Here is a 22773-nt window from a genome sequence, read left to right as displayed (position 1 = left end):
CCCTCCTTAAAGATTTTTTGATATTATTTTAGATAATCTGGATGTATATTCATTCAGCATTGAATATAGAATTTTATAATCGCTATATTTAAATGTTAGCATAGCTACTTTACCCAAAGGATTTGCATTATAACAATATGATGTTTCAAACATAACAAAATTTTTTAATTCATTGATATTAAATTCATTTCCAATTGTCGATTTTATCTCTATATTAAATGGTTTTAATGATAATAATTGAACTTTTAATTTATCGTCTTCTACTATCTTTGATATATATAAAATTTCTTTAGTATTAAAATATCCTGTTGATATTATTCTTGCTAAACCATTTACTATAAATTTATTTCTAAAAAATTCTTCTGCTAAAAGAAAAACTAAATTATATAAATTTGATAATCTGATATCTTGCTCATTTTCTATGTTTTTAGTTTTTATAAATTTGATAATATCATGCATAGACTTCCCAACAAGACCTTCATTTAATATTTTTTCAAGCTCCTTTGATGAAGGAAATCCTACTCTTTCTATGGTTCTACTAATAGATAATCCTAAATTCGTCATTAATGTTATTTGGTAAAAATCATTTGTTAAATCAGATACTACAGCTCTTATTATATATATGAAACGAGAATCTGGCAATTCTAAAATAACAAGACTATTTGTAACTTCAGATAAAATTTTAGAAAATTTATCAAACATAATGTTAATATCATAAAACTTATAATCATGAGGTAATTCTATATTTTTATTTTTTACAGAAAAACTCTCCTTTATTGCCTCAAAATACAATCTTAATGCATTATCAGTAGGTATCCTACCTGCACTTGAGTGTGGTTGAAATATTAAATTAAGATGTTGAAGCTTTTGCATATCATTTCTAATAGTCGCAGAACTAACATTTAATGATGATTTTTTCAATATTTCTGAAGAACTAATTGGTTTTTTTTCTTTAATAAAATTTTCTATAATAGAGAACAAAACCTTCTTTTGTCTGCTACTCAACTCTTTTGGCATTTTATCACTCCTTTTTTTTGAGTGCTAATTATATGATAACATAAAAAAAGGGTTGTAAAAAATTAATTATTGGTGTAAAATTAGTTAAGAAATCATATATGGGGGCGTGATAATGTGACTGGACATAAAATTTTGGAAATTTTAAAAGATTTTGTTATAGAATATAATTTCCCATTAGAAAAAAATTATACTTTCTTTACAAATAATACAAACAAAATAAAACCGGGATCGGTTTTTGTTTGTATTAAAGGTACATATTTCGATGGGCACGATTTTATAAAAACTGCCTTGGAATTCAAAGCTGCTTTAATTATCGCAGATAATGCTAAAAAGTTGAAATTCGACTATCCATACATTTTAGTTAAAGATACTAAACAAGCTTATGCCCTCCTTAATTATGCATATTATAACATAAATTTTGATGATTTTAATTTTATTGGGGTTACAGGAACTAATGGAAAAACCACTGTAATATCACTTATCCATTATATTTTGACGAATTCAAATAAAAATAGTTCGCTTTTAAGTACTGTGGGGATTAAATTAAATGATGAACTTTTATACGAACCATATAATACTACTCCTGGTGTAGATGAAATAGCAAAAATATTAGGTCTTTCAAAAAAAAGATCTATAAAAAATATTTGTCTTGAAGTTTCCTCACATGCTATTGATCAAAAAAGAATATATAAAATTCCATTTTCAATTGCCATTTTAACAAATATAACAAGAGATCACCTTGATTATCACAAAGATTTTAATGAATACAAAGAAACAAAATTATCTTTATTTAAACAACTTAAAAAAAATGGTCATGGAATCATAAATTTAGACTGTATAAATCTTGATGAAGTTCCGTTGGATAAAAAAAATATTATTACATATGGTTTTAATAAGGTTTCTGATTATGTAATATCTGATGTTGAGTATAACAATTCTCAAATGAGTTTTGTAATAACAGAACCAAATGGAATAGAGAATAAAATTCACACACATTTAATAGGTGAATATAATGCTCAAAACTTAACAGCTGCTTTTATTGCATTAAAACTTTTAAATGTCGATAACGAAGCTATAAGACATGGATTTTTAACATTTCCTGGCGTCCCTGGAAGATTTCAATTAGTGGAAAATACAAAAGATATAGAATATAAAGTTTATATAGATTTTGCACATACCCCTGATGCATTAGAAAAAGTTTTAAAAAGCGCAAAAAAGATTACCAAAGGTCGTGTAATACTAGTTTTCGGGGCAGGTGGAGCTGCCGATATAGGAAAAAGGAAAATAATGGGAGAAATTGCTTCAAAATATAGTGATTTGATCGTTATAACTGATGATGATCCTAAAAATGATGATCCTGATGAAATTATAGAACATATATTAGAAGGTATTGATAAAGAAAAAACTTATATAGTAATAAGAAATAGAAGAACAGCTATAAAAGCTGCTGTTAGTTTTGCTTCTAGGGATGATATAGTTATAATAGCAGGAAGAGGGCATGAAAAATTCCAACTTTATGAAAATGGCAAAAAAATACCTTTTAATGATTATGATGTAGCTTATGATATAGTTCAAAAGTTCCGAAAGGTGATGAAGAGATGAATAATCATTATGAAATTGACTCTAGAAAAGTTACAGAAAATGATATTTTTATTGCAATAAAAGGCGAAAAAAATAATGGACACGATTTTGTAAATGAAGCATTTGAAAAAGGAGCAAAAACAGCTATAGTTGAAGAAAAAAGAAATTATATTAAAGATGTCATCTTTGTAAAAAATGTTATTAACTATATAAATGAATTAGCTTCAAATAATTTAAAAAAAAGCTCAAAAATAAGAATAGGCATAACTGGATCTAATGGAAAAACTACTACAAAGTTTTTCCTTTTCCATTTATTATCATATGCTTTTAACGTTTTCACAACAGAAAAAAATTATAATACTGAGATAGGTATTCCTTTAAGCATTTTAAATAATTATAAGAATGAACCTGTTTCGATTTTAGAAATGGGGCTAAGAAAAGAAAATGATTTAGAATATCTATCTAAATACTATAATCCAAATGTTTCTATAATACTTAATATAGGTAGTTCTCATTTAGAATTTTTTGGAAGTAGAAAAAAAATAGCTGAAGAGAAGTTGAAAATATTATCCCATAGCGAAAAGCCTGGAATCCTTTTTATTAATGGTGATGAACACTTGTTAAATAATGTTGAATACCCAGAAAATATAAAAATATTTAAATTCGGTGAAAATGATACAAATGATGGTTATTTGATAGATTTTGAATATATAAATGGAAACACAAGAGTTTATTATAATATTTATAAAGAAAATTTAATGCTTACGCTTTCTGGAATATGGAATAAAGGACAATTATTAGATGCATTAGTTTCTTTAATGGTTTCATTATATTTTGAAATACCTTTAGATCCTTTTTATATCTCAAGTTTCAAATTACCTAAAAAACGTTTTGAATTTAAACAATATAATGATTCCATAATAATAAATGACGCATATAATGCTTCAAAAGAATCATTTTTTGCAGCATTCGATAGTTTTAAAAAAATGAATTTTAAAAATAAAAAAATTTTATTAATGGCAGAAATATTAGAAATTGGCAGTAAAAGTTATGAATATCATAAAGAGATAATTGAAAAAGCTAAGGAATTTTTTGACGAAATTTATTTTTATGATCCAAAAGAGAAATTTAATTTTAATGATATATCAATTCTTAAGACTAAAGAGGATATTTTTAAAGTTTTAAACAAACCCTCATCTTTCATTTATGTTAAAGGATCTAATGGAACTGGATTATGGAAATTTGTTGAAGAATTGTTTAGTAAAAAAAATCATTAAGGAGGAAGAAATGTTATTATTAATATCTCTTGTTATTATCTTTATTGAATTCTTATTATATCCAAAATATATTAAATGGGCAAAAAACAAACAATTTGGACAATATATAAGACCAGAAGGACCTGATCTCCATGGATATAAACAAGGCACTCCTACAGCTGGCGGCATAATATTTATTCCTACAATTGTCATATTAAACCTTATAGGTTTTTTATTTTTGAAAGATATGATATTTATATATATCTCAATTTCTGCTCTATTATTTAGTTTTATAGGTTTTTTTGATGATTTTAAATCCATATTAAAAAAAGATTCCATGGGATTAACGCCAAAAGGAAAATTATTTTTACAAATTTTATTTTCTATTATATTATATTTTGTTTTTTCTAAATATCTTTTACCATTGAATTTATATATACCTTTTATTAAAAACACAATTGCATTAAATTCTACAATATATTTTATTTTTTATGTTTTTCTTTTTACTGGTTTTTCAAATGCTACAAATCTAACCGATGGACTCGATGGACTTGCAGGCGGAATTTTTATTATATCTTCAATATTCACAATATTAATTGGTGTGTTATTATTTAATGCACCAATATTTTTGTTGTTTTCTATTGTTTTACCTATTTCTATTTTTCTCATATTCAACGTTAAACCTGCTAAAGTATTTATGGGAGATACTGGATCATTAGCTCTAGGTGCAATTTTATCTTCATTAACTACATATTATCATTATGAATTATTTTTGATATTTACCGGATTTATTTTTGTTATTGAAACACTTAGCGTTATTATTCAAGTTACTTCATTCAAATTAAGAGGGAAAAGAGTTTTTTTAATGTCGCCTATACATCATCATTTCGAACTAAAAAAATGGTCTGAAGAAAATATAACCTTCAGATTTATAATAATTAATTTGATATTTTCTATAATAGTTCTTGGAGGTATATTATGAGAATTTGTCTTGTTGGTTATGGTATAAGCAATGAAAAATTATTAAAAAATATACTGATAAATGAAGATGTTGAATTATATGTCAGCAATAATAAACCTTTCTCAGAAAAAGATATTTTATTTTTTGACAAAAACAATATTTTATATGAAGAAAAACATGGTAATCTATTAAAAAAGTCAGATTTAGCTATAATTAGCCCTGGAATAAAGCCTGATAGCTTGCCTATAAAAATTATAAAGGAAAATAATATACCGTATACCACAGAAATTGAATACGCCTGGAAAAAAATTAAATTAAATAATCCTAAATCTTTGTTTATAGCTATAACAGGAACTAACGGAAAATCTACGACCACTGAATTAATAGGACATTTGATAAAAGATTCTTATAAAACATTTGTTGGTGGTAACTTAGGGACACCTCTCTCAACAGCTGATTTCAACAATGAAATATATGTTGTTGAAGTTTCTAGTTTTCAACTCTTTTGGGGAAAAAACTTTATTCCAGAAATTTCTGTTTTAATAAACTTAATGCCTGATCACTTGGATTGGCATTCTTCATTAAGTGAGTATTATAATACAAAAATTAATTTAATAAAAAAAAGTATAAACAATAATGGTTTGGGAATAGTAAATTCAAACTTAAAATCTTATTTAAATTTTAACAATTCAAATTTACATTTTTTCGGGGAAAATGACGAATATTTATGGAAAAATAACATGGTAGAAAATGTTAATAATATAAAAATAAAAATAGAAAACTTTTCATTACAGCTTGATATTTATAAAGAAGATGTTTTAGCAGCTGTTGCTGTAGCATTAAATCTAGGAATATCGAAAGATTTAATTGAAAATAATATAAAAAGTTTTAGAACATTAGAACATAGAATGGAATTTGTAGGTGAATATAAAGGCATTAAATTCTTTAATGATTCAAAAGCTACTAATGTCCATGCAGCATTTTCTGCATATAAATCATTTAGAGGAAAAGATTATATTGCATTACTATCAGGAAGGCCTAAAAAAGAGGATATGACTGATTTTTTATTGGAACTACAAAAAAATGCTAAAAAAGTAATTGTTTTTGGAGAAATGGTTGATGAAATAAAAAAATATACATTTTTCAACAATTATATTATAAAACGAAATTTAGAAGATGCATTTAAAACTGCTGTAAATTTATCGAAAAAAGGGTACAATATTATTTTATCGCCTGCAGGCGCTAGTTATGATTTGTTTAAAAATTACAAAGAACGAGGAAAAGCTTTTAAAAAAGAGGTTTATAAATTAATGGAGATGGTATAGTGAATAAAACTAAAATACTAAAAAATCGTTCTATATTATTTATTTCCGCTGTTGGTATGGCTTTAATACTAGGTACATTTTTCGTATATAGTTCATTAAAAGCTATGGAATATACTTTTTCAACTATTCAAATAGACAAAATGTTTCAAAAGCACTTATTTACTATTTTAGTATCCTCTTTTCTGGGATTTATCGCTTTTGTTATATCAAAATACATCACCAAAAGCAAACATTTTATGAACGTTTTATTTATGTTATTCACATCATTATTGGTAATTGCATTAACCCAAACTCCAATAAACGGAACTAGAAGATGGGTTACTATTTTAGGATTTCAAATTCAACCATCAGAATTTATGAAACTATTTTTACCGTTATATTTATCATGGTATTATTATAAAATAAAAGATAAGAAATCGAAATTTTTATTTGGAATTATACTTCCAATGATAATTATTGGTATTGAAATTGGGCTAATATTTTTAGAACCTGATTTAAGTTCTTCGATATTAATTTTTATCCTTGCTCTATTAACTATTTATATAAATGGTGTAAAAAATATACATTTTTATCTCACAATTTTACTAATAATAATTTTAGGAGTATTTATAATATTAAACACCGATTTTCTAAAAGGATATCAAAAATCAAGGTTAGAACAGTTTTCTAATAAAAGTGAAAATTATCAACTTCAGCAGTCTTTAGACGCTATTTCTAATGGTGGTTTATTTGGTTCTGGAACCTTTATTGGTGAAGAAAAATATAGTGTACCTTATTCATATAGCGACTTTATTATTGCTGTTGTTGGAGAAGAATGGGGAAAATTAGGAATTATAATGATACTAACATTATATTTTTTGATATCTAGAGAGCTTATTTTGATTTCTCATTATATAAAAAATTCTGCCGCAAGAAATTTTATGGTAGTTTTTGCTTTCTGGATATTTTTTCAAAGTTTTATTAATGTTGGAGTTTCTGTAGGCATGTTACCTACTACAGGTGTTACATTACCTCTAATGAGTTATGGTAATTCATCTTTATTAATAACATTAGTATCTATAGGTTATATTATGGGAATGATATATTACGAAATAATAAATGAAAATCCAGAATTAGAAAACAACAAAAAAAGGGTGGAAAGTACGGATGAAATATAAAATCGCAGTATCTGGTGGAGGTACAGGAGGACATTATTATCCCGCATACTCTGTAATAAAAGAATTGGAAAAAAATATTGACTTTGATTTAACTTACTTTACAATATATAATAGATTAGATTATTATAAAGTTCCACAAGATTTTCCTAATGCAAAACATATTCCTTTAAAAGTCAAAGGACTTATTAGACCTTTACATTCTATAAAAAATATTGGAGTTTTAATGAATACTTTTTCTAACTATTTAAAAGTCAAAAATATAATGAAAAGAAATAAACCTAATTTTGTAATTTTAACAGGTGGATATGTAACCGTTCCTGTAGGATTTGCAGCAAAAGATTTACATATACCTATATTTATCCTGGAACAAAATAAAATAATGGGGATAGCTAATAAGGTTTTAAGTAAATATGCTAAAAGAATTTTTTTAACTTATGATAATACTATTGGAAATAAATATCCTCAAAAAAGTATCGTTACTGGAAATCCCTTACGAATTCCTGGAAAAACAAATAGAAATAATCTATTAAAAAAATTAAATCTTGATCCCGATAAACCTTTAATCACTGTATTTGGTGGAAGTTTAGGTTCTGAATTTATAGACAATTTAATGATTGAGGTATATAATAAAATTAGTAATATAAATTTTATACATATTTCAAAAAATATAAAATCCTCATGGCCAAATGTCAGAGTTTTTGAATATTTGGATAATTTAACTGAAATACTATCTATAAGCGATATGGCTATCAGCCGCGGAGGTGCAACTAGCTTATCAGAGATTGACTTTTTTGAATTACCTGCTATAATAATACCATGGGGTGATTCTGCAGAAAATCAACAATTTTTAAATGCAAAAAGCTTTAATAAGGAAAATATCCATATATTTACCGAAAACGACATAAAACCACAAAAAATATTTGATATAATTAAAAATATAAAAAAGAAAGATTCATATTCTATTAATAAGACAAACCCTGCAACCATTATTATTAAAACTATTTTAGATTCTTTAGGAGGCGCCTGAAATGAAATACTTTTTTTCTGGAATTGGCGGAATAGGAATGAGTGCTTTAGCACTTTATACAAAATATAAAGGTTTTGAAGTTGCTGGTTCCAATATAACCGAAACTGAAAGAACAAATTATTTAAAAACCAAAAATATCGATATAAAAATCGGTCATATTGAAGAAAATATTATTAATTCCGATATGCTTGTTAAAAGCACTGCTATAAAAGAAGATAACCCTGAAATATTATCTGCAAAAGAATTGAATATTCCAGTATTAAATAGAATGGAATACTTAAATTATATTTTAAAAAACAATTATAGTACTGGTATTACAGGAACAGATGGAAAAACTACCACTACCGCTATGATATCTCACATATTAAAATGTGCACTCGTAGATCCAACCGTTTTTCTTGGTGGAATACATGACAGCTTAGAAGATGGAAATTTCAGAATTGGTAATGGCCCAATAGTAAGCGAAGTTGATGAAAGCGATGGTTTTATAAAAGAGACTACTCTTGATATATCAATAATTACTAATTTAAGACCAGATCATCTAGAGCATTATAACAATTTGTTTGAAAATCTCGTAGATTCGATATATTCACATGCATCTAAAGCAAGAGACTTTGTTTTATTAAACGGAGACGATACTATTTTAAGTACTTTTTATGATAACATTATTATAAAATTTGGTTCTAATGATAATTCCGAATATTATTTCTCTAATAGAACACCTCATGGTTATTATCAAACATTTGATGTTAATTATAAAGATAAATATATAGGAAAGATAAAAATGAATTTGCCAGGTGTGCATTATGCTTATGATGCAATCGCTGCTATAGCATATGCTCTAGAAATAGGAATTAGTTTTGATAAAATACAAAAAGCACTTGAAACATTTCATTCTGTAAAAAGAAGATTTAATGTATTGTTTAAAAATAGTCATATTTTTGTTGTTGATGATTATGCACATACCCCAGAAGAAGTAGAACACACCATAAAAGCTGCTAAAGAATATTTCCCAGGATTCCCTATAATTACTATTTTTCAACCTCATCGATATACAAGATTATTTAGACATTATAAGGATTTTAGTAAGGTACTGCAAAATGCAGATAAAGTTTTTGTCTATAGAATTTACTCTGCTTTTGAAGAACCTATTAATGGTGTAGATGAATATAAAATGGCTAAATTAATTGATAATTCTGAATTCATAAGTAATGAAAATGAAATTATTGATAAAATACTTGATATAAACGATGGAGTTTTTTTGTTTTTGGGTGCAGGGGATATTACAAATGTTGCAAGAAAAATTAGCGATATATTCATAAAAAAATATGAAAATGTTATTTAATAAAATAAATGGCTCATACGAGCCATTTATTTTATTTCATCTGTAGTATCTAGTATTTTTACAATTTTATCTAACTTTGTCATTTCAAAAATCTTCCTTACTTGTGGTTGTAACCCTACTAATACTAATTCCTTTTTTAAATTTCTTGCTTCTTTTAATAAACTTACGACAGCACCCAAACCAGCACTATCAATATAGGAAACCAAAGACATATCGATAACAAATTTAGATTGATTAATTTCTGATAACTTTTCTTTTGTTTTTTGCTTAAATGTTGCAGAATGATATGCATCAATTTCTCCTTCTACTTTAATTAAATAATAGTTTTCTTTCTCAGAAAAATCTACTGTAAAATCCATTATAACACCTCCATATTATTTTACATCTTAATAAAATTATAACATATTTTTTTTTCATATACAAATATTTAATTTCAACTTTTTATTTACTAAATTAATATTTCAATATTTTCATTTCAAACTTGTTTTTTTGAAATAATATGATATATTATTTATGTATGTCAATTTCAACTTTAAAATTTTTAAATTCATTGTAATGGGAGGTGAGTTATGAAACTATTAGCGATAATATTTATAACTATTGGATTGATAATAATATTATCGGTTTTTTTTGGCTGGACTTTAACTTTTTGGCGAATAATTGAATTTATCGTTGGATGTGCATTTATTTTTGCTGGTTTTAATCCAACTCAAAAAGAAAATGAAAATTCTTTAAAAAAATTTCGTATATTTAATAAAAATTATAGATTTATATCGTTGATTTTTAGTTTATTAACGGGATTTACTTTTATTATAGATAGTCTAAATATATTTAATACTAATTTTTCTTTCTGGGAACTCATATTAATTATATTAGCTTCAGCATTAATATCCTCTGGTCTTAGCAAACTATTTTTCAGGAGGTAAGAGTATGTTATATAGCATTTTATCTATATTGATAGGTGTTTTTATTTACTTGATTTTAGTATTTAAAATCTCATTCACTATTAGTACCGCTATAAAATTTATTTTATCAATAATATTAGTTTTTGATGGATTAAAATTAATAAAGAAAATAAAAAGTGAATATATTGGAAATTTAATATTTGGTATAATCTTATTTATCGATATATTTAATTTTTATAAATTCAATCCTTCTTTTGGGGAATTAATACTATTATATATTGGTGCTCAAATTTTTTCTAGTGGATTAGTTGAATTATTTTTTAAAGGCAAGTCGTTTTCAAAAAATAACATTATAAAAAAAGAAACACATTTTGATATTAATGAAAAAGAAAGTGTAAACCTAGAATTATCATTGGATTGGAATAAATTAAACATTACTTCCAATAATGAAAAATCACTAAAACTAATAAATGAATATGATAAATCAATTTTTAGACATAATATATCATTTGATAATAACAATTTATACTTTGAAGAAAAATTGAGAATAAATTCTATTAATATTCCTGAAAGAGCTAAAAGCTTTGTATATATACCTTCAGATTCTAATAAAATATATCTTAAAATCGATTCTAATGTCAGCGATTTAACAATTGACTTGTTTGATACAAATTCAGAATACCTTAAAATTAACTCTAAAGCATCCAAAATTCATTTAATTCCATCTTCAAAAAGAGATTCTAGTATTGATATAAATATTCAAGTTAGCAATTTAACTATAGAAATACCAAACAATGTATTTGTTATTATAAATTATATTGGTGATTTAAGTATGAAAGAATTAAATAAATTTACCCAAAAAGATGATTCTACCCTAGTTTCCAATAATTTTGAAAATTCAACATATACTTGTAAAATAAATATATCTTCAGAAATGTCCAAAATTTCATCCTTTATAAGTTGATTAATAGATATCACCGTCGATGACGGTGATATTTTTTTAGGATATATGTTTTTCTTAAAAGAAATATATTAATGAGTAATATCGCAGGAGGCGATTATATGAATAGAGGATTATATATATCAACCATGGGTATGCTTTCAAATATGGCTCAATTAGATAACATATCAAATAATCTTGCAAATGCTGATACTATAGGATATAAAAAAGATGAAATAACCTTTAAAGCATATCTTGAAAAGGAATTCAGAAATTATAACTCAAATGATATAAAAAAAGGAAAACACATTGGATATATGGAAACAGCATTGGTTGCAGATGAAACAAAACCTTTAATAACTCAAGGGCCAATCGAAGAAACCAATAATCCTTTTGATTTTGCTATTTCTGGTGATGGATTTTTTAAAATAGAAAGAAATTCAAAAATCTATTATTCTAGAAATGGTGAATTTAAAAGAAGTTCAGATGGATATTTAATGACTTCTGATGGTGACTATGTATTAGATCAAAATAATAAGCATATTCAAATACCAAACAATTTTAAAGTTGATAATGAAGGAAATATTTATAATGGTTCTCAATTTACAGGTCAAAAAATAGCTATAGTTAATATAGAAAATCCATCAAAATTTGGAATAAATCTTTTTACAGGAAAAGAAAAAGTTTCAAATAATTATAAAGTAATACAGGGCAGTATAGAAAAATCGAACGTAAATACTTTAAAAGAAATGATAAATTTAATCAATGCAAATAGAACTTTTAATATCTTAGAAAAATCTATTCAAACACAAGATTCAATGACTGGAAAAATTATAGAAAGTGCTCAAAGAATATAATAAAATAATATAATTTAAATTCAAGGAGGAAAAGACTATGTTAGTATCTCTTTATTCAGCAGCAACTGGAATGATTGCTCAACAAAGGAGACTTGATACTGTATCAAACAATTTAGCAAACGTTGATACAACAGGATATAAAGCTCAAAGGATTGAGTTTCAAGATTTACTATATACTCCAATAAAAGAAGCTGGAACACCTACTGCACAAAATTCTGTTTTACCAACAGGAGAATATGTTGGTCATGGTGTGAAAATCGGAGCAACAAATAGAATATTTACTCAAGGAAATATTGAACAAACTGGTGGAACATTTGATCTAGCTATTATGGGTGATGGATTTTTTCAAGTTCAATTACAAGATGGTAGAATTGCTTATACTAGAGATGGTTCTTTTAAGGTTGATGCTAACGGAAGACTTGTAAATTCTAATGGCCTATTATTAGTTCCAAATATTACAGTACCTACAAATGCTGAAAGTGTTAATGTATCTCCAGATGGTATTATCAGTGCAAAATTACCTGATGGAACTATACAAAATGTTGGAAATTTAACTCTTGTTAGATTTGTTAATCCCGCAGGTTTAAAATCTATTGGAGATAATTTATTCTTATCTACTCCTGCTTCTGGAGTTGCAACTGAAGGTATTCCAAATCAAGATGGTTATGGTTCTATAGAACAAGGTTCATTAGAAAAATCTAATGTTGATGTTGTTAAAGAAATGGTTAATATGATAGTTGCCCAAAGAACTTATGATATTAATTCAAGAGCTGTTCAAACAGCTGATGATTTCTTAAGAACAGTTGGAACATTAAAGAGATAATTTGAAGATTATTGGGGGTTCCAGATGAATATAAATATGGATTTAATTATCGACTATTCAATTAGAATTGGCATAAGTGTCTTTGTTTTAATAATCACAAAAATTGTTTCAAAATTTTTATACACCTCTTTAATAAAAATAACAGAAAAAACGGGAAAAAGCTTACAATACAGAAATACTCTAAAAGTACTAATAAATATAGCTTCTTATACTCTTGGTGGTTTTATCATATTATCACTGTTATTTAAGGATTTTATGCCTTTTTTAACTGGTTTAGGAGTATCAGGTGTAGTAGTAGCTTTTGCAGTCCAAGAACCTTTGTCTAATTTTATATGCGGAATCTTGTTGATGTTTTCAAAAGCTGTGAAAGAAGGAGATGCTATTGAGGTTAACGGAATTTCTGGAAGCGTAAAGCAAATCGACTTAAATCATACAATAATTAATACTTTCGATGGAAAGCAAGTTAGAATACCAAATAAAACTATATGGAGTAGTTCTATTACAAATTTTTGGCCATCAGATATTAGAAGAAGTGAAGTTAATATTGGGGTATCCTATAATACTAATATAAGTGAATTTTTAAATATCTTAAATGATTATCTCGAAAAATCTAAATTCATTTATAAAGATGAAAATCATAACCCCTTTATTCTTTTTTCAGGATTCGGTGCTTCTTCAGTTAATTTTTCTATAAAATTTTGGCTAAAAAAAGAAGATTATTTCGAAGGAACTAAAAAAATTGCTACAGAAATATTTGATTTATTAAACGAAAAAAATATCGAAATACCATTTAATCAACTTGATGTACATATAAAAAACGGTGGAATTTAATCCACCGTTTTTTATATTTTTTATTCTATATTACAGCAACTTTAGATAATAATTCTGGATTATCCAATAATTTACCAGCACCTTGAGCAACACATAATTGAGGATTTTCAGCTACTACTGTTTTAACTCCAGTTTTTTCCTCAAATAACTGGTCTAAGCCTCTAATTTGAGAAGTCCCACCAGCTAATACTATACCATTTTTCAAAATATCTGCTGATAATTCTGGCGGTGTATTTTCAAGAACAGCTTTAGTTTTTTGAATTATCTCATCCAGTACCCCTTCAATTGCTTCATATATATCATCAGAATTAATAACTCTAGATGATGGCATTCCTGTTGCTAAATCTTGACCTCTAACTTCCATTTCTAGTGTTTCAATATCCTTATGAGCTTTTCCTATTTCTTTTTTCAATAGTTCTGCTGTTGATTCCCCTATTAAAAATTTATATTTTCTTTTAACATATTTTATTATCTCTGTATCCATAGCCTCCCCAGCTAATTTAATCGATTCAGAAATAACACTTCCACTCAAACTAATAACAGCTATATCTGTAGTTCCACCACCTAAATCTACTATTAAATGGCCATTAGGTTTTGTTATATCTAAACCTATTCCAATTGCTGCAATAATTGGTTCTAAAACTAAAAATGCTTTATTTGCCCCTACCTTCTCAGCTGCATCTTTTACAGCTCTTCTCTCAACATCAGTAGTTCTTGCTGGAATTCCTATTACTAAACTGGGTTTTGAAGGTAAAAATCCTGTTTTAGCCTGTTTAATAAAATATCTTAATAATTGTTCTATTAATGAAGGATATGCAATAACTCCATCTTGCATAGGATGAACTATTTCTACACCATATGGTGTTTTACCTATCATATCTTTAGCTTCATTACCAAACGCTTTTATAGTATTTGTTAATCTATCTACTGCTACAACTGAAGGTTCATTAATTATTATTCCATCACCTTTTTTATACACTATAAAAGTTGCTGTCCCTAAATCTATTCCTAAATCATGTTTTGCCATATTTTTTCCTCCCACACTCTATTCTTTTAATATTATACAAGATTTTATTTAAAAAAACAATACGTTCACTTGATTTTCTAAGAGTACTGACAAAGTATTTTTTTAATAATATAAGCAAAAATATTTGAAAATTTTCGAGAAAACATAAATAAAAATATATATTGTTGGAACTCAAAAATAAAACGAATGAAAACTCAAATATTACTTTATTTTCATGAAGAAATTATATAAAAATAATGTGATGAGCCCTTGGAAATTTCCGAGAAAATTCGAATGAAGTCATGTATATTATTGTAATTCAAAAATAAAACGAATGAAAACTCGAAGATTGCCTAAGCATCGCTTCGCGAAAAAAATTAAATCTTATAAATTAAAATACCTATTTGTTTTAAACAGGTATTAAATTATATTTTTAATATAAACTTTTGTCTATTTTTAATGCTTGCATTAAAAATATGTTCATGAGTAATTTTTTCAGATCAGCAATCAAGCGTTTGAATGAGTTTTATTTTGATTACAACTTTGAGGATTTAGAATTTCCACCTGGCGAGGAACATTATTTTATAATTTTCTTATTACTTATAACTTTGTATAATATTTTTCCACGTTCCTTCTATCCATTGCTGAAAATCATTATAAAAATCAAGAGCTTTATAATCATCGTAATAACTATTAGAATTATTAAATATATCTTCAAACATAATACCAATTCCACTATAATTTGGATAATCAACACCATCAATTCTTACAACAGAATTTACAATTGCTTGATTAACATAATAGCTTAAAAATTCCCCTGTATTAAGCAGTAATCCATTAACATCTATCATATTTGTAGGTTCTGCAACATATGAATTTCCATCATTCATGTACATCTTATTAATTTCAGAAAACTCGTCATTAATGCTACTGATATTTTTTATTTTATCCCATATAATTTTAAATTTGTTCATATCTATAGCTGATAAAGATAATCTACCAAGACTATAAATAGAGGTATAATAATATTTGTATTTTTCGATAATTTTTGAAACTATATTTTTTTCTAAATCAATATTACTTAATCCATCAAAAAAATCATAATAAAAACCATATCCCGCTATGGAATATACTGAACCTACATAATAATCTATTAAATTTCTAAATTCATATAATATCTCTAAACTCATCATATTACATGCATCAAATGATAATATATTAATTTTCATATTATAATTATTTTGATATTTAGATAATACATTTTTAATGTCTTTAATTTTTAAATATCTATTATTATCACTTTCATCTTGTATAATAGCTTTTGTTTCTATTCCTTTCGATTCTAAAGCCCACCCATTACCATGATCCCACAAATCTAAAATTTTTATGGTATTTGAGCTCCTTACAGTAAAAACATCTAAAAATTTATATAATGTTTCTGAAGATGCTGAAGAAATTTCATATTCAAAATTAAATGTTTTGGGAGTTTCATAATATTCATAATAAATTCCATTAAATTTAGAGATAAACAAAATCTTATCATTCTTGGCATATCTATCTTCCAATACTGATATTACAATATTTTTATCTGATTTTTTTACAGAATTTCTTATCTCTGATATATCTAAATCTATAAAATAATTATTTTCATTAGTTATTGGATCTGTATATTTTTGATCTAAACTATTATCTGCACCAACATATAATAAAAATTGTATTTGTGGCTCCACTTTTTTTACAATATTAGTATATTGCCTATTTTTATAATATTCTGTTATTTTCACTGTAATATCATTATGCAAAATCAAATTCGTTTTTAACTCGTATATTATATCTCCATCATATGAATGAATCAATTTATTTCCATCATATATTTCAACTCTTACCACAGGTCTTTCAAATTCTAAGACTAATGGCATACCTTCTAAATATTCTAAAGTAGTTAATGGACTTTGTTTTTCAAATGTTATACACGAGGATAAAAAAACTATTATTATTATAACTAACGGAATAATTTTTCGCATAACACACCCCATTTTTATATTTATATAAATGGCGGCAAATATGCCGCCATTTTATTATGATGCGTAAGCTACGCTTCTTTTTTCTCTAATAACTGTAACTTTAATAACTCCAGGATATTCCATTGTTTCTTCTATTTTAGCCGAAATATCTCTTGCTAACTTATCTGATAATACATCATCAATTTTATCTGGTTGTACAATTACCCTAACTTCTCTTCCAGCTTGAATAGCATAAGCCTTATCAACATGTCTAAAGCTTTTTGCTATTTCTTCTAATTGTTCAATTCTTCTAATATAATTTTCTAACGTTTCTCTTCTTGCCCCAGGTCTAGCTGCAGAAACTGCATCAGCAGCACCAACAATAACAGCTTCAGGAGTCATTGGATCAACTTCGTTATGGTGATATTGAATAGCATTAACTACTTCCATTTTTTCATTATATCTCTTTGCTATCTGACCACCTACAATAGCATGTGATCCTTCAACCTCATGATCAATAGCTTTACCTATATCATGTAATAATGCAGCCCTTTTAGCTAATTCAACATTTAATCCTAATTCAGAAGCCATTAATCCAGCAAATGTTGCTACCTCTATAGAATGTTCTAATACATCTTGTCCATAGCTAGTTCTAAATTTTAATCTTCCTAATAATTTTACTAATTCAGGATGAAGCGGTTTAATTCCAACACGCATAACAGCTTCTTTTCCAGCTTCTTTAATAATATCTTCCAATTCTTTCTTTGTTTTTTCATAAACCTCTTCTATTCTTGCAGGATGAATTCTTCCATCTGCTACCAAAGCTTCAAGAGTTCTTCTTGCAATCTCTCTTCTTAAAGGATTAAATCCAGAAATAACAACAACTTCAGGTGTATCGTCGATAATAAGGTCACATCCAGTCATTTTTTCAAATGCTCTAATATTCCTACCTTCTCTACCTATAATTCTTCCTTTCATATCATCAGTTGGCAAAGAAATTGTCAACGTTGTAATTTCAGATGTTACATCAGACGCATATCTTTGAACTGCTATACTAACTACCCATTGTGCATGTCTTTTTGCATCTTCTTCATACTCTTCTTTTAATGACTTATATTTTTGAGCTAATTCTAATTCATATTTTTCTTTTGCTTCATTTAATACTTTTTCTCTTGCTTCTTCAACTGTTAAATTAGCTATTTCATATAATTTGCTTTCTAATTCTTGTTTTATTCTTTCCGTTTCTTCCTTTTCTTTTTCTAATTTTAATTTTAAGTCTTCTAAATTTTGTTCTTTTCTATCTATAAGTTCTTCTCTTCTAATCAATCTTTCTTCCATTGATTTTAATTCTTCTTTTTCTAATTTCAACTCTCTATTAAATTCATCTTTCATTTTTTGTATTTCTTCTTTACTCTCAATAAGAGCAGATTTTACAATATTTTCTGCTTCTTTTTCAGCATTTCTTAATATCTCTTCTTTTTCCCTTTTAGCAATTTCTATTTCCATTTTAAGTTGTTCTTTTTCTGATTTTAATTTTTCAATAAAATCTCTATTCCCTTTTTCTAATCCTTTATTTAAACCAATTTTATATAAAATACCTGCTATTATAACTAATATTAGAATAATAGTCGTATATACAATACCCATCTTCATTCACCTCCAACTTCATCTAAAACTTCTTCTATTAAATATTTATCAAAACCTCTTTTAAAAACATACTCTTTAATTTTTCTTTTATCTTTTTTTAACTTTAATTGTGATGCAACTATTTCACGAACAATTTCTTTCAAATTTAATTCTTCAAAAACTCTTTTAAATGCTTTTTCTATAATATCCTCATCAATGTGAAACTTATTTAATAACTCTAACTTAATTAAAAAAGGACCTTTTTTGTTAATTGTTAATTTATCATAAATATAGAAATAAGCAAATAATTCATCATTTAACATATCATATTCTTTTAATTTTAAAATAACTTTTTCTATAACGGTTTTATCAAAACCTTTTTCAAAAAGCCGATTTTTCATTTCATACTCAGATCTCACTCTAAACTTTAACAAATTAATTGCTGCTTTTTGTGCAGCATTTTCATCAAATGGATCAATTATCTTCTTTTTCTTCATCTTTTGCTTCAGAAACTCCTTTAGACATTTGTTCAATTTTTTCTTTTAAATCTTCTGGTATAACTAATCCTAATTTTTCTCTTATTCTATACTCTATTTCTTCTAATAAATAAGGTTCTCCCTTTAAATAATCAAGAGCTTTTATTTTACCTTGACCTAAGCTGATCTCATTCCCTTGTAAATCTGTGTATGAAAACCATGCCCCACTCCTTTTTACAATATCCTGAGCTACTGCAAGATTAAAAATATCGTTATCCTTTGCTAATCCCTGACCATAAATCATATCTACCTTAACTTCTCTAAATGGTGGTGCCACCTTATTTTTAACAACCTTAATATTTACTTCATTACCATAAGCCTCTTTACCTTCTCTTAATGTTGTTCCTTTTCTAACTTCCATTCTTATTGTAGAATAAAATTTTAAAGCTACTCCACCTGCTGTAGTCTCCGGATTACCATATACTACACCTATTTTCATACGTGTTTGGTTAATAAAAATAACAATAGTTTTGGATTTATTCACGCTACCGGCCAATTTTCTCAAAGCCTGTGACATCAACCTTGCTTGTAACCCCATATGAGAGTCTCCCATACTACCTTCTATTTCTGCTCTTGGAACGAGAGCTGCTACAGAATCAATAACAACTAAATCAACAATATTTGATCTAACTATACTATCTACTATTTCTAAGGCTTGTTCCCCAAAATCAGGCTGAGAAAGAATTAATGTATCGGGATTTACTCCCAACTTTTTAGCATATTCTAAATCTAACGCATGCTCTGCATCAATAAAAGCTGCAATTCCACCTCTCTTTTGAACCTCCGCAATAGAATGTAATGCAAGTGTTGTTTTACCACTTGATTCATTACCATATATTTCTATTATTCTTCCTCTTGGATAACCACCAACCCCTAAAGCAACATCTACAGATAAAACACCACTTGGAACTATGTCCAACTTTCTTTCTTCTTCTAATCCTTTTCCTAAAATCATTATTGAACCTTCACCGTAATTTTTTTCTAATTCTTTTACTAATTTATCTAACATTTCCTCTTTATTTACGGCTTCTTTTTTGTTGGTTGACTTTTTAGCCATTAATAATCATTCCTCCCTCAAAATCAATAGTATACATCTTTTTGTATATTGGACCAGTTTTAGTTAAGGTTGAAGAATAAATATGTACTGAGCTCACAGGAACAATAACATTTTCAACATCTAAAACTTTAATAAGTTTTTCCCAAAAATCTGGTGCTTTTTTTATTCTTCCTACTGTCAAATGTGGTTGAAACATAACTTCACTTTCAGTGACTTGAATATTTGAAAGTTTTAAAGACTTTATAACTTCATTATGTAGTTGTTTTAATGTATTCCCACCTTCAACACCTAACCATATAACCCTTGGAAAATTCCTATTTTTAAAATATCCTATCTTATTAACACTAAAAGCAAAGGTTGGAAAACCTGTTATTCTTTCTTCCATTCTTTTTGCTATCTCTGTAATTTTTGTAATAGGTGTATCTCCCATAAAATATAATGTCAAATGAACATTTTCAGGCTTTGTCCAATTACCCTTAAAGCCCATTCTTTCAAGTTTTATTATTGTATCTCTTAAAATTGTTTTTACACTCTCATTTACATCAAGAGCTATAAATGTCCGAAGATGTTTATTTTTATTATTCATAATTACTCCCCCTTAAAATAAACAAAGTTTTTCATCAAATAGTTATACCCTGAATAGATAGAAAAAAATGATGTTAGGATAATAAGAATAAAATTTAATGATGTTAGCAAATTAAAGGTTGGGGTTAAATATAATGAAGCTATTAAAATAGTTTGTGTAAAAGTTTTTAATTTACCCCATATATCTGCAGCTACTACCACATTTTTATTGGCTAAAAACATCCTTAATCCGCTAATAAATATATCTCTTATAATTATAATTCCTACAAACCATCCTGGCAATTTATGAATATCTAAAAACACTATAAAAAGTGAATTAATTAATATTTTATCTGCAATTTGATCCATAAATTTACCAAAATCGCTAACCAAGTTATATTTTCTTGCAATATATCCATCTAAAATGTCTGTTAATGATACTAAAATGTACACAAAAAACGCAATTAAATAATACTTTTCATTATATGTAATTATAAACATTGGAATAGTTGCTAATATTCTAATAAATGTTAGTATATTCGGAGCTGTCCAAAGTTTCATTCTAAAATACCCTCCATATCATATTCAGACGTATTTGTTATTTTTACATTTACAAAACTTCCTATATTTAAATTTTTATTTGCTCTGAAAAAGATATTGCCATCAATTTCAGGAGCATCTGTATATGCTCTTCCAATATATATACCATTTTCTTCCTCTTCAACTAAAACTTTTAAATTTTTACCTATAAACCTTTCTAGCTTTTCTGATGATATTTCCTTTTGTAATTCCATTAACTCTTCAAGTCTTTTTTCTTTTTCTTTTTCTTCTACTTTGTTTGGTAAAAGATAAGATGGTGTTCCTTCTTCATCAAAATATGTAAATGCTCCTAATCTATCAAATTCAACCTCATCTACAAATGATAATAATTTTTCAAATTCTTCATCTGTTTCACCAGGAAATCCAACTATCATTGTAGTTCTAATAATTGCATCAGGATTTTTCCTGATTTTAGAAATAATTTGTTTTAATTGTTCTGTTTTCCTGATTCTTCCCATTGAAGATAAAATCTTATCTGAACCATGTTGCATAGGTATATCAAAATATTTTACTACTTTATCCAAAGAATTAATAGACTCTATTATTTCATCGTTAATAAAATCAGGATGTAAATATAAAACTCTTATCCAAAAGTCACCATCAATTGAATTAAGTTCTTTTAGTAATTCTGGTAATGCTTGCTTTTTATATAAATCAACTCCGTATAATGTATTATCTTGCGAAACCAAAACAATTTCTTTAATACCTTTTTTAATTAAAAATTCCGCTTCACTTTTTATATCATCAATTTCTCTACTTACAGGATCGCCCTTAAAATAAGGTATGGAACAAAATGCACATTTTCTATTACACCCATCTGCGATCTTTATATATGCATATGACTTATTTGGAACAACTCTATAATCACACTTATATACATCATATGGTTCTGGCAACTGAAAATAATAGTTTTTATTTTCAATTGCTTCAACTATTTTTTCTGGAGGTACAACTCCTATTAACCCATCTACTTCTACCAATTCTTTTTTTAATTCTTCATAATATCTTTCTACCAAACATCCTATAGGTATTATTTTCAAATTTGGATTATCCTTTTTTAAGGATACTAAATTAAATATTTCATTTATCGATTCTTCTTTTGCTGGTTCAATAAATCCACATGTATCTATTATTGAATAATCAGCTTCTATTGGATTATCTGTCAAAATATAGCCTTTATTTATGAAAAGGCCTTTTAAAACATCCATATCTGCCTCATTTTTAGGGCAGCCTAATGTCAAAATATATACTTTTTCTTTCATATTTTCCTCCCGAATATAGTCTAATATTAATTATAACATAAATTTCCTCATTCATCGATAGTTATCGATATAAATAAAGAAAAATTAACAAAAG

Annotated in this window: 22 protein-coding genes; 12 read left to right on the top strand and 10 right to left on the bottom strand. The window is 26.4% G+C overall.

Going from position 1 to position 22773, the window contains the following annotated elements; all coding sequences use genetic code 11:
- Positions 1 to 6: 6 nt before the first annotated feature.
- Positions 7 to 1017: a DeoR family transcriptional regulator gene (locus tag ACZ5CK_RS00590; protein ID WP_464581968.1), complete on the bottom strand. Its 1011-nt coding sequence runs from the start codon at positions 1015 to 1017 to the stop codon at positions 7 to 9.
- A gap of 114 nt (positions 1018 to 1131) precedes the next feature.
- Here ACZ5CK_RS00590 and ACZ5CK_RS00585 point away from each other — a divergent pair, with 114 nt between their 5' ends.
- Genes ACZ5CK_RS00585 through murC form a run of 7 tightly spaced genes read left to right on the top strand, consistent with a single transcriptional unit; the run spans position 1132 to position 9669 of the window.
- Complete coding sequence (locus ACZ5CK_RS00585) at positions 1132 to 2619, top strand: UDP-N-acetylmuramoyl-L-alanyl-D-glutamate--2,6-diaminopimelate ligase (RefSeq protein WP_464581967.1); 1488 nt, start codon at positions 1132 to 1134, stop codon at positions 2617 to 2619.
- Complete coding sequence (locus ACZ5CK_RS00580; RefSeq protein ID WP_464581966.1) at positions 2616 to 3875, top strand: UDP-N-acetylmuramoyl-tripeptide--D-alanyl-D-alanine ligase; 1260 nt, start codon at positions 2616 to 2618, stop codon at positions 3873 to 3875. The genes ACZ5CK_RS00585 and ACZ5CK_RS00580 overlap by 4 nt, the downstream gene beginning before the upstream one ends.
- Before the next feature lie 10 nt (positions 3876 to 3885).
- Positions 3886 to 4836, top strand: a complete 951-nt coding sequence (gene mraY / locus ACZ5CK_RS00575; RefSeq protein ID WP_464581965.1) for a phospho-N-acetylmuramoyl-pentapeptide-transferase — start codon at positions 3886 to 3888, stop codon at positions 4834 to 4836.
- Positions 4833 to 6140 (top strand): UDP-N-acetylmuramoyl-L-alanine--D-glutamate ligase, encoded by a 1308-nt coding sequence (gene murD, locus ACZ5CK_RS00570; protein ID WP_464581964.1) that lies wholly within the window; start codon positions 4833 to 4835, stop codon positions 6138 to 6140. The genes mraY and murD overlap by 4 nt, the downstream gene beginning before the upstream one ends.
- Positions 6140 to 7297 carry an FtsW/RodA/SpoVE family cell cycle protein gene (locus ACZ5CK_RS00565; protein WP_464581963.1) on the top strand — a complete coding sequence of 386 codons (1158 nt, stop codon included), beginning with the start codon at positions 6140 to 6142 and terminating at the stop codon, positions 7295 to 7297. Before murD ends, ACZ5CK_RS00565 begins: the two co-directional genes overlap by 1 nt.
- Positions 7287 to 8324 carry a UDP-N-acetylglucosamine--N-acetylmuramyl-(pentapeptide) pyrophosphoryl-undecaprenol N-acetylglucosamine transferase gene (locus tag ACZ5CK_RS00560; RefSeq protein WP_464581962.1) on the top strand — a complete coding sequence of 346 codons (1038 nt, stop codon included), beginning with the start codon at positions 7287 to 7289 and terminating at the stop codon, positions 8322 to 8324. Before ACZ5CK_RS00565 ends, ACZ5CK_RS00560 begins: the two co-directional genes overlap by 11 nt.
- Before the next feature lies 1 nt (position 8325).
- Positions 8326 to 9669, top strand: a complete 1344-nt coding sequence (gene murC / locus ACZ5CK_RS00555) for a UDP-N-acetylmuramate--L-alanine ligase (RefSeq protein ID WP_464581961.1) — start codon at positions 8326 to 8328, stop codon at positions 9667 to 9669.
- Between the two features lie 26 nt (positions 9670 to 9695).
- Here murC and ACZ5CK_RS00550 read toward each other — a convergent pair whose 3' ends face one another.
- Positions 9696 to 10028 (bottom strand): STAS domain-containing protein, encoded by a 333-nt coding sequence (locus tag ACZ5CK_RS00550; RefSeq protein WP_464581960.1) that lies wholly within the window; start codon positions 10026 to 10028, stop codon positions 9696 to 9698.
- A gap of 210 nt (positions 10029 to 10238) precedes the next feature.
- On the opposite strand from ACZ5CK_RS00550, the gene ACZ5CK_RS00545 reads away from it, so the two are divergent.
- The 5 genes from ACZ5CK_RS00545 (at position 10239) to ACZ5CK_RS00525 (ending at position 14025) form a co-directional block, all read left to right on the top strand.
- Entirely contained in the window at positions 10239 to 10595 is a 357-nt protein-coding gene (locus ACZ5CK_RS00545; protein ID WP_464581959.1) for a hypothetical protein, read from the top strand.
- A gap of 4 nt (positions 10596 to 10599) precedes the next feature.
- Positions 10600 to 11538: a hypothetical protein gene (locus tag ACZ5CK_RS00540; protein WP_464581958.1), complete on the top strand. Its 939-nt coding sequence runs from the start codon at positions 10600 to 10602 to the stop codon at positions 11536 to 11538.
- A 98-nt stretch (positions 11539 to 11636) separates the two neighbouring features.
- Positions 11637 to 12371 (top strand): flagellar hook-basal body protein, encoded by a 735-nt coding sequence (locus ACZ5CK_RS00535; protein ID WP_464581957.1) that lies wholly within the window; start codon positions 11637 to 11639, stop codon positions 12369 to 12371.
- Positions 12372 to 12408: 37 nt separating this feature from the next.
- Positions 12409 to 13194: a flagellar basal-body rod protein FlgG gene (flgG, locus tag ACZ5CK_RS00530; protein WP_464581956.1), complete on the top strand. Its 786-nt coding sequence runs from the start codon at positions 12409 to 12411 to the stop codon at positions 13192 to 13194.
- Positions 13195 to 13218: 24 nt separating this feature from the next.
- Positions 13219 to 14025: a mechanosensitive ion channel family protein gene (locus ACZ5CK_RS00525; protein WP_464581955.1), complete on the top strand. Its 807-nt coding sequence runs from the start codon at positions 13219 to 13221 to the stop codon at positions 14023 to 14025.
- A 25-nt stretch (positions 14026 to 14050) separates the two neighbouring features.
- On the opposite strand, the gene mreB is transcribed toward ACZ5CK_RS00525, so the two are convergent.
- The 8 genes from mreB to rimO form a co-directional block, all read right to left on the bottom strand.
- Entirely contained in the window at positions 14051 to 15052 is a 1002-nt protein-coding gene (mreB, locus tag ACZ5CK_RS00520; protein ID WP_464581954.1) for a rod shape-determining protein MreB, read from the bottom strand.
- Between the two features lie 575 nt (positions 15053 to 15627).
- Positions 15628 to 17055 carry a clostripain-related cysteine peptidase gene (locus ACZ5CK_RS00515; protein WP_464581953.1) on the bottom strand — a complete coding sequence of 476 codons (1428 nt, stop codon included), beginning with the start codon at positions 17053 to 17055 and terminating at the stop codon, positions 15628 to 15630.
- 54 nt (positions 17056 to 17109) lie between these two features.
- Positions 17110 to 18681 (bottom strand): ribonuclease Y, encoded by a 1572-nt coding sequence (gene rny, locus ACZ5CK_RS00510; RefSeq protein WP_464581952.1) that lies wholly within the window; start codon positions 18679 to 18681, stop codon positions 17110 to 17112.
- Positions 18682 to 18683: 2 nt separating this feature from the next.
- The gene (locus tag ACZ5CK_RS00505; protein WP_464581951.1) at positions 18684 to 19157 is read right to left on the bottom strand and encodes a regulatory protein RecX; all 474 of its coding nucleotides are present in this window, start codon (positions 19155 to 19157) and stop codon (positions 18684 to 18686) included.
- Entirely contained in the window at positions 19135 to 20253 is a 1119-nt protein-coding gene (gene recA / locus ACZ5CK_RS00500; RefSeq protein WP_464581950.1) for a recombinase RecA, read from the bottom strand. The genes ACZ5CK_RS00505 and recA overlap by 23 nt, the downstream gene beginning before the upstream one ends.
- Positions 20246 to 20839, bottom strand: a complete 594-nt coding sequence (gene thpR, locus ACZ5CK_RS00495; RefSeq protein WP_464581949.1) for an RNA 2',3'-cyclic phosphodiesterase — start codon at positions 20837 to 20839, stop codon at positions 20246 to 20248. The genes recA and thpR overlap by 8 nt, the downstream gene beginning before the upstream one ends.
- A gap of 2 nt (positions 20840 to 20841) precedes the next feature.
- On the bottom strand, positions 20842 to 21378 hold the full coding sequence (gene pgsA, locus ACZ5CK_RS00490) for a CDP-diacylglycerol--glycerol-3-phosphate 3-phosphatidyltransferase (protein WP_464581948.1): 537 nt from the start codon (positions 21376 to 21378) through the stop codon (positions 20842 to 20844).
- Positions 21375 to 22679 carry a 30S ribosomal protein S12 methylthiotransferase RimO gene (gene rimO / locus ACZ5CK_RS00485; RefSeq protein ID WP_464581947.1) on the bottom strand — a complete coding sequence of 435 codons (1305 nt, stop codon included), beginning with the start codon at positions 22677 to 22679 and terminating at the stop codon, positions 21375 to 21377. The genes pgsA and rimO overlap by 4 nt, the downstream gene beginning before the upstream one ends.
- Positions 22680 to 22773 lie beyond the last annotated feature (94 nt).

The organism is Marinitoga okinawensis, assembly GCF_055387075.1.
The sequence above is the reverse complement of the archived record's forward strand: the minus strand, read 5'-3'. Positions and strand labels throughout refer to the sequence as shown.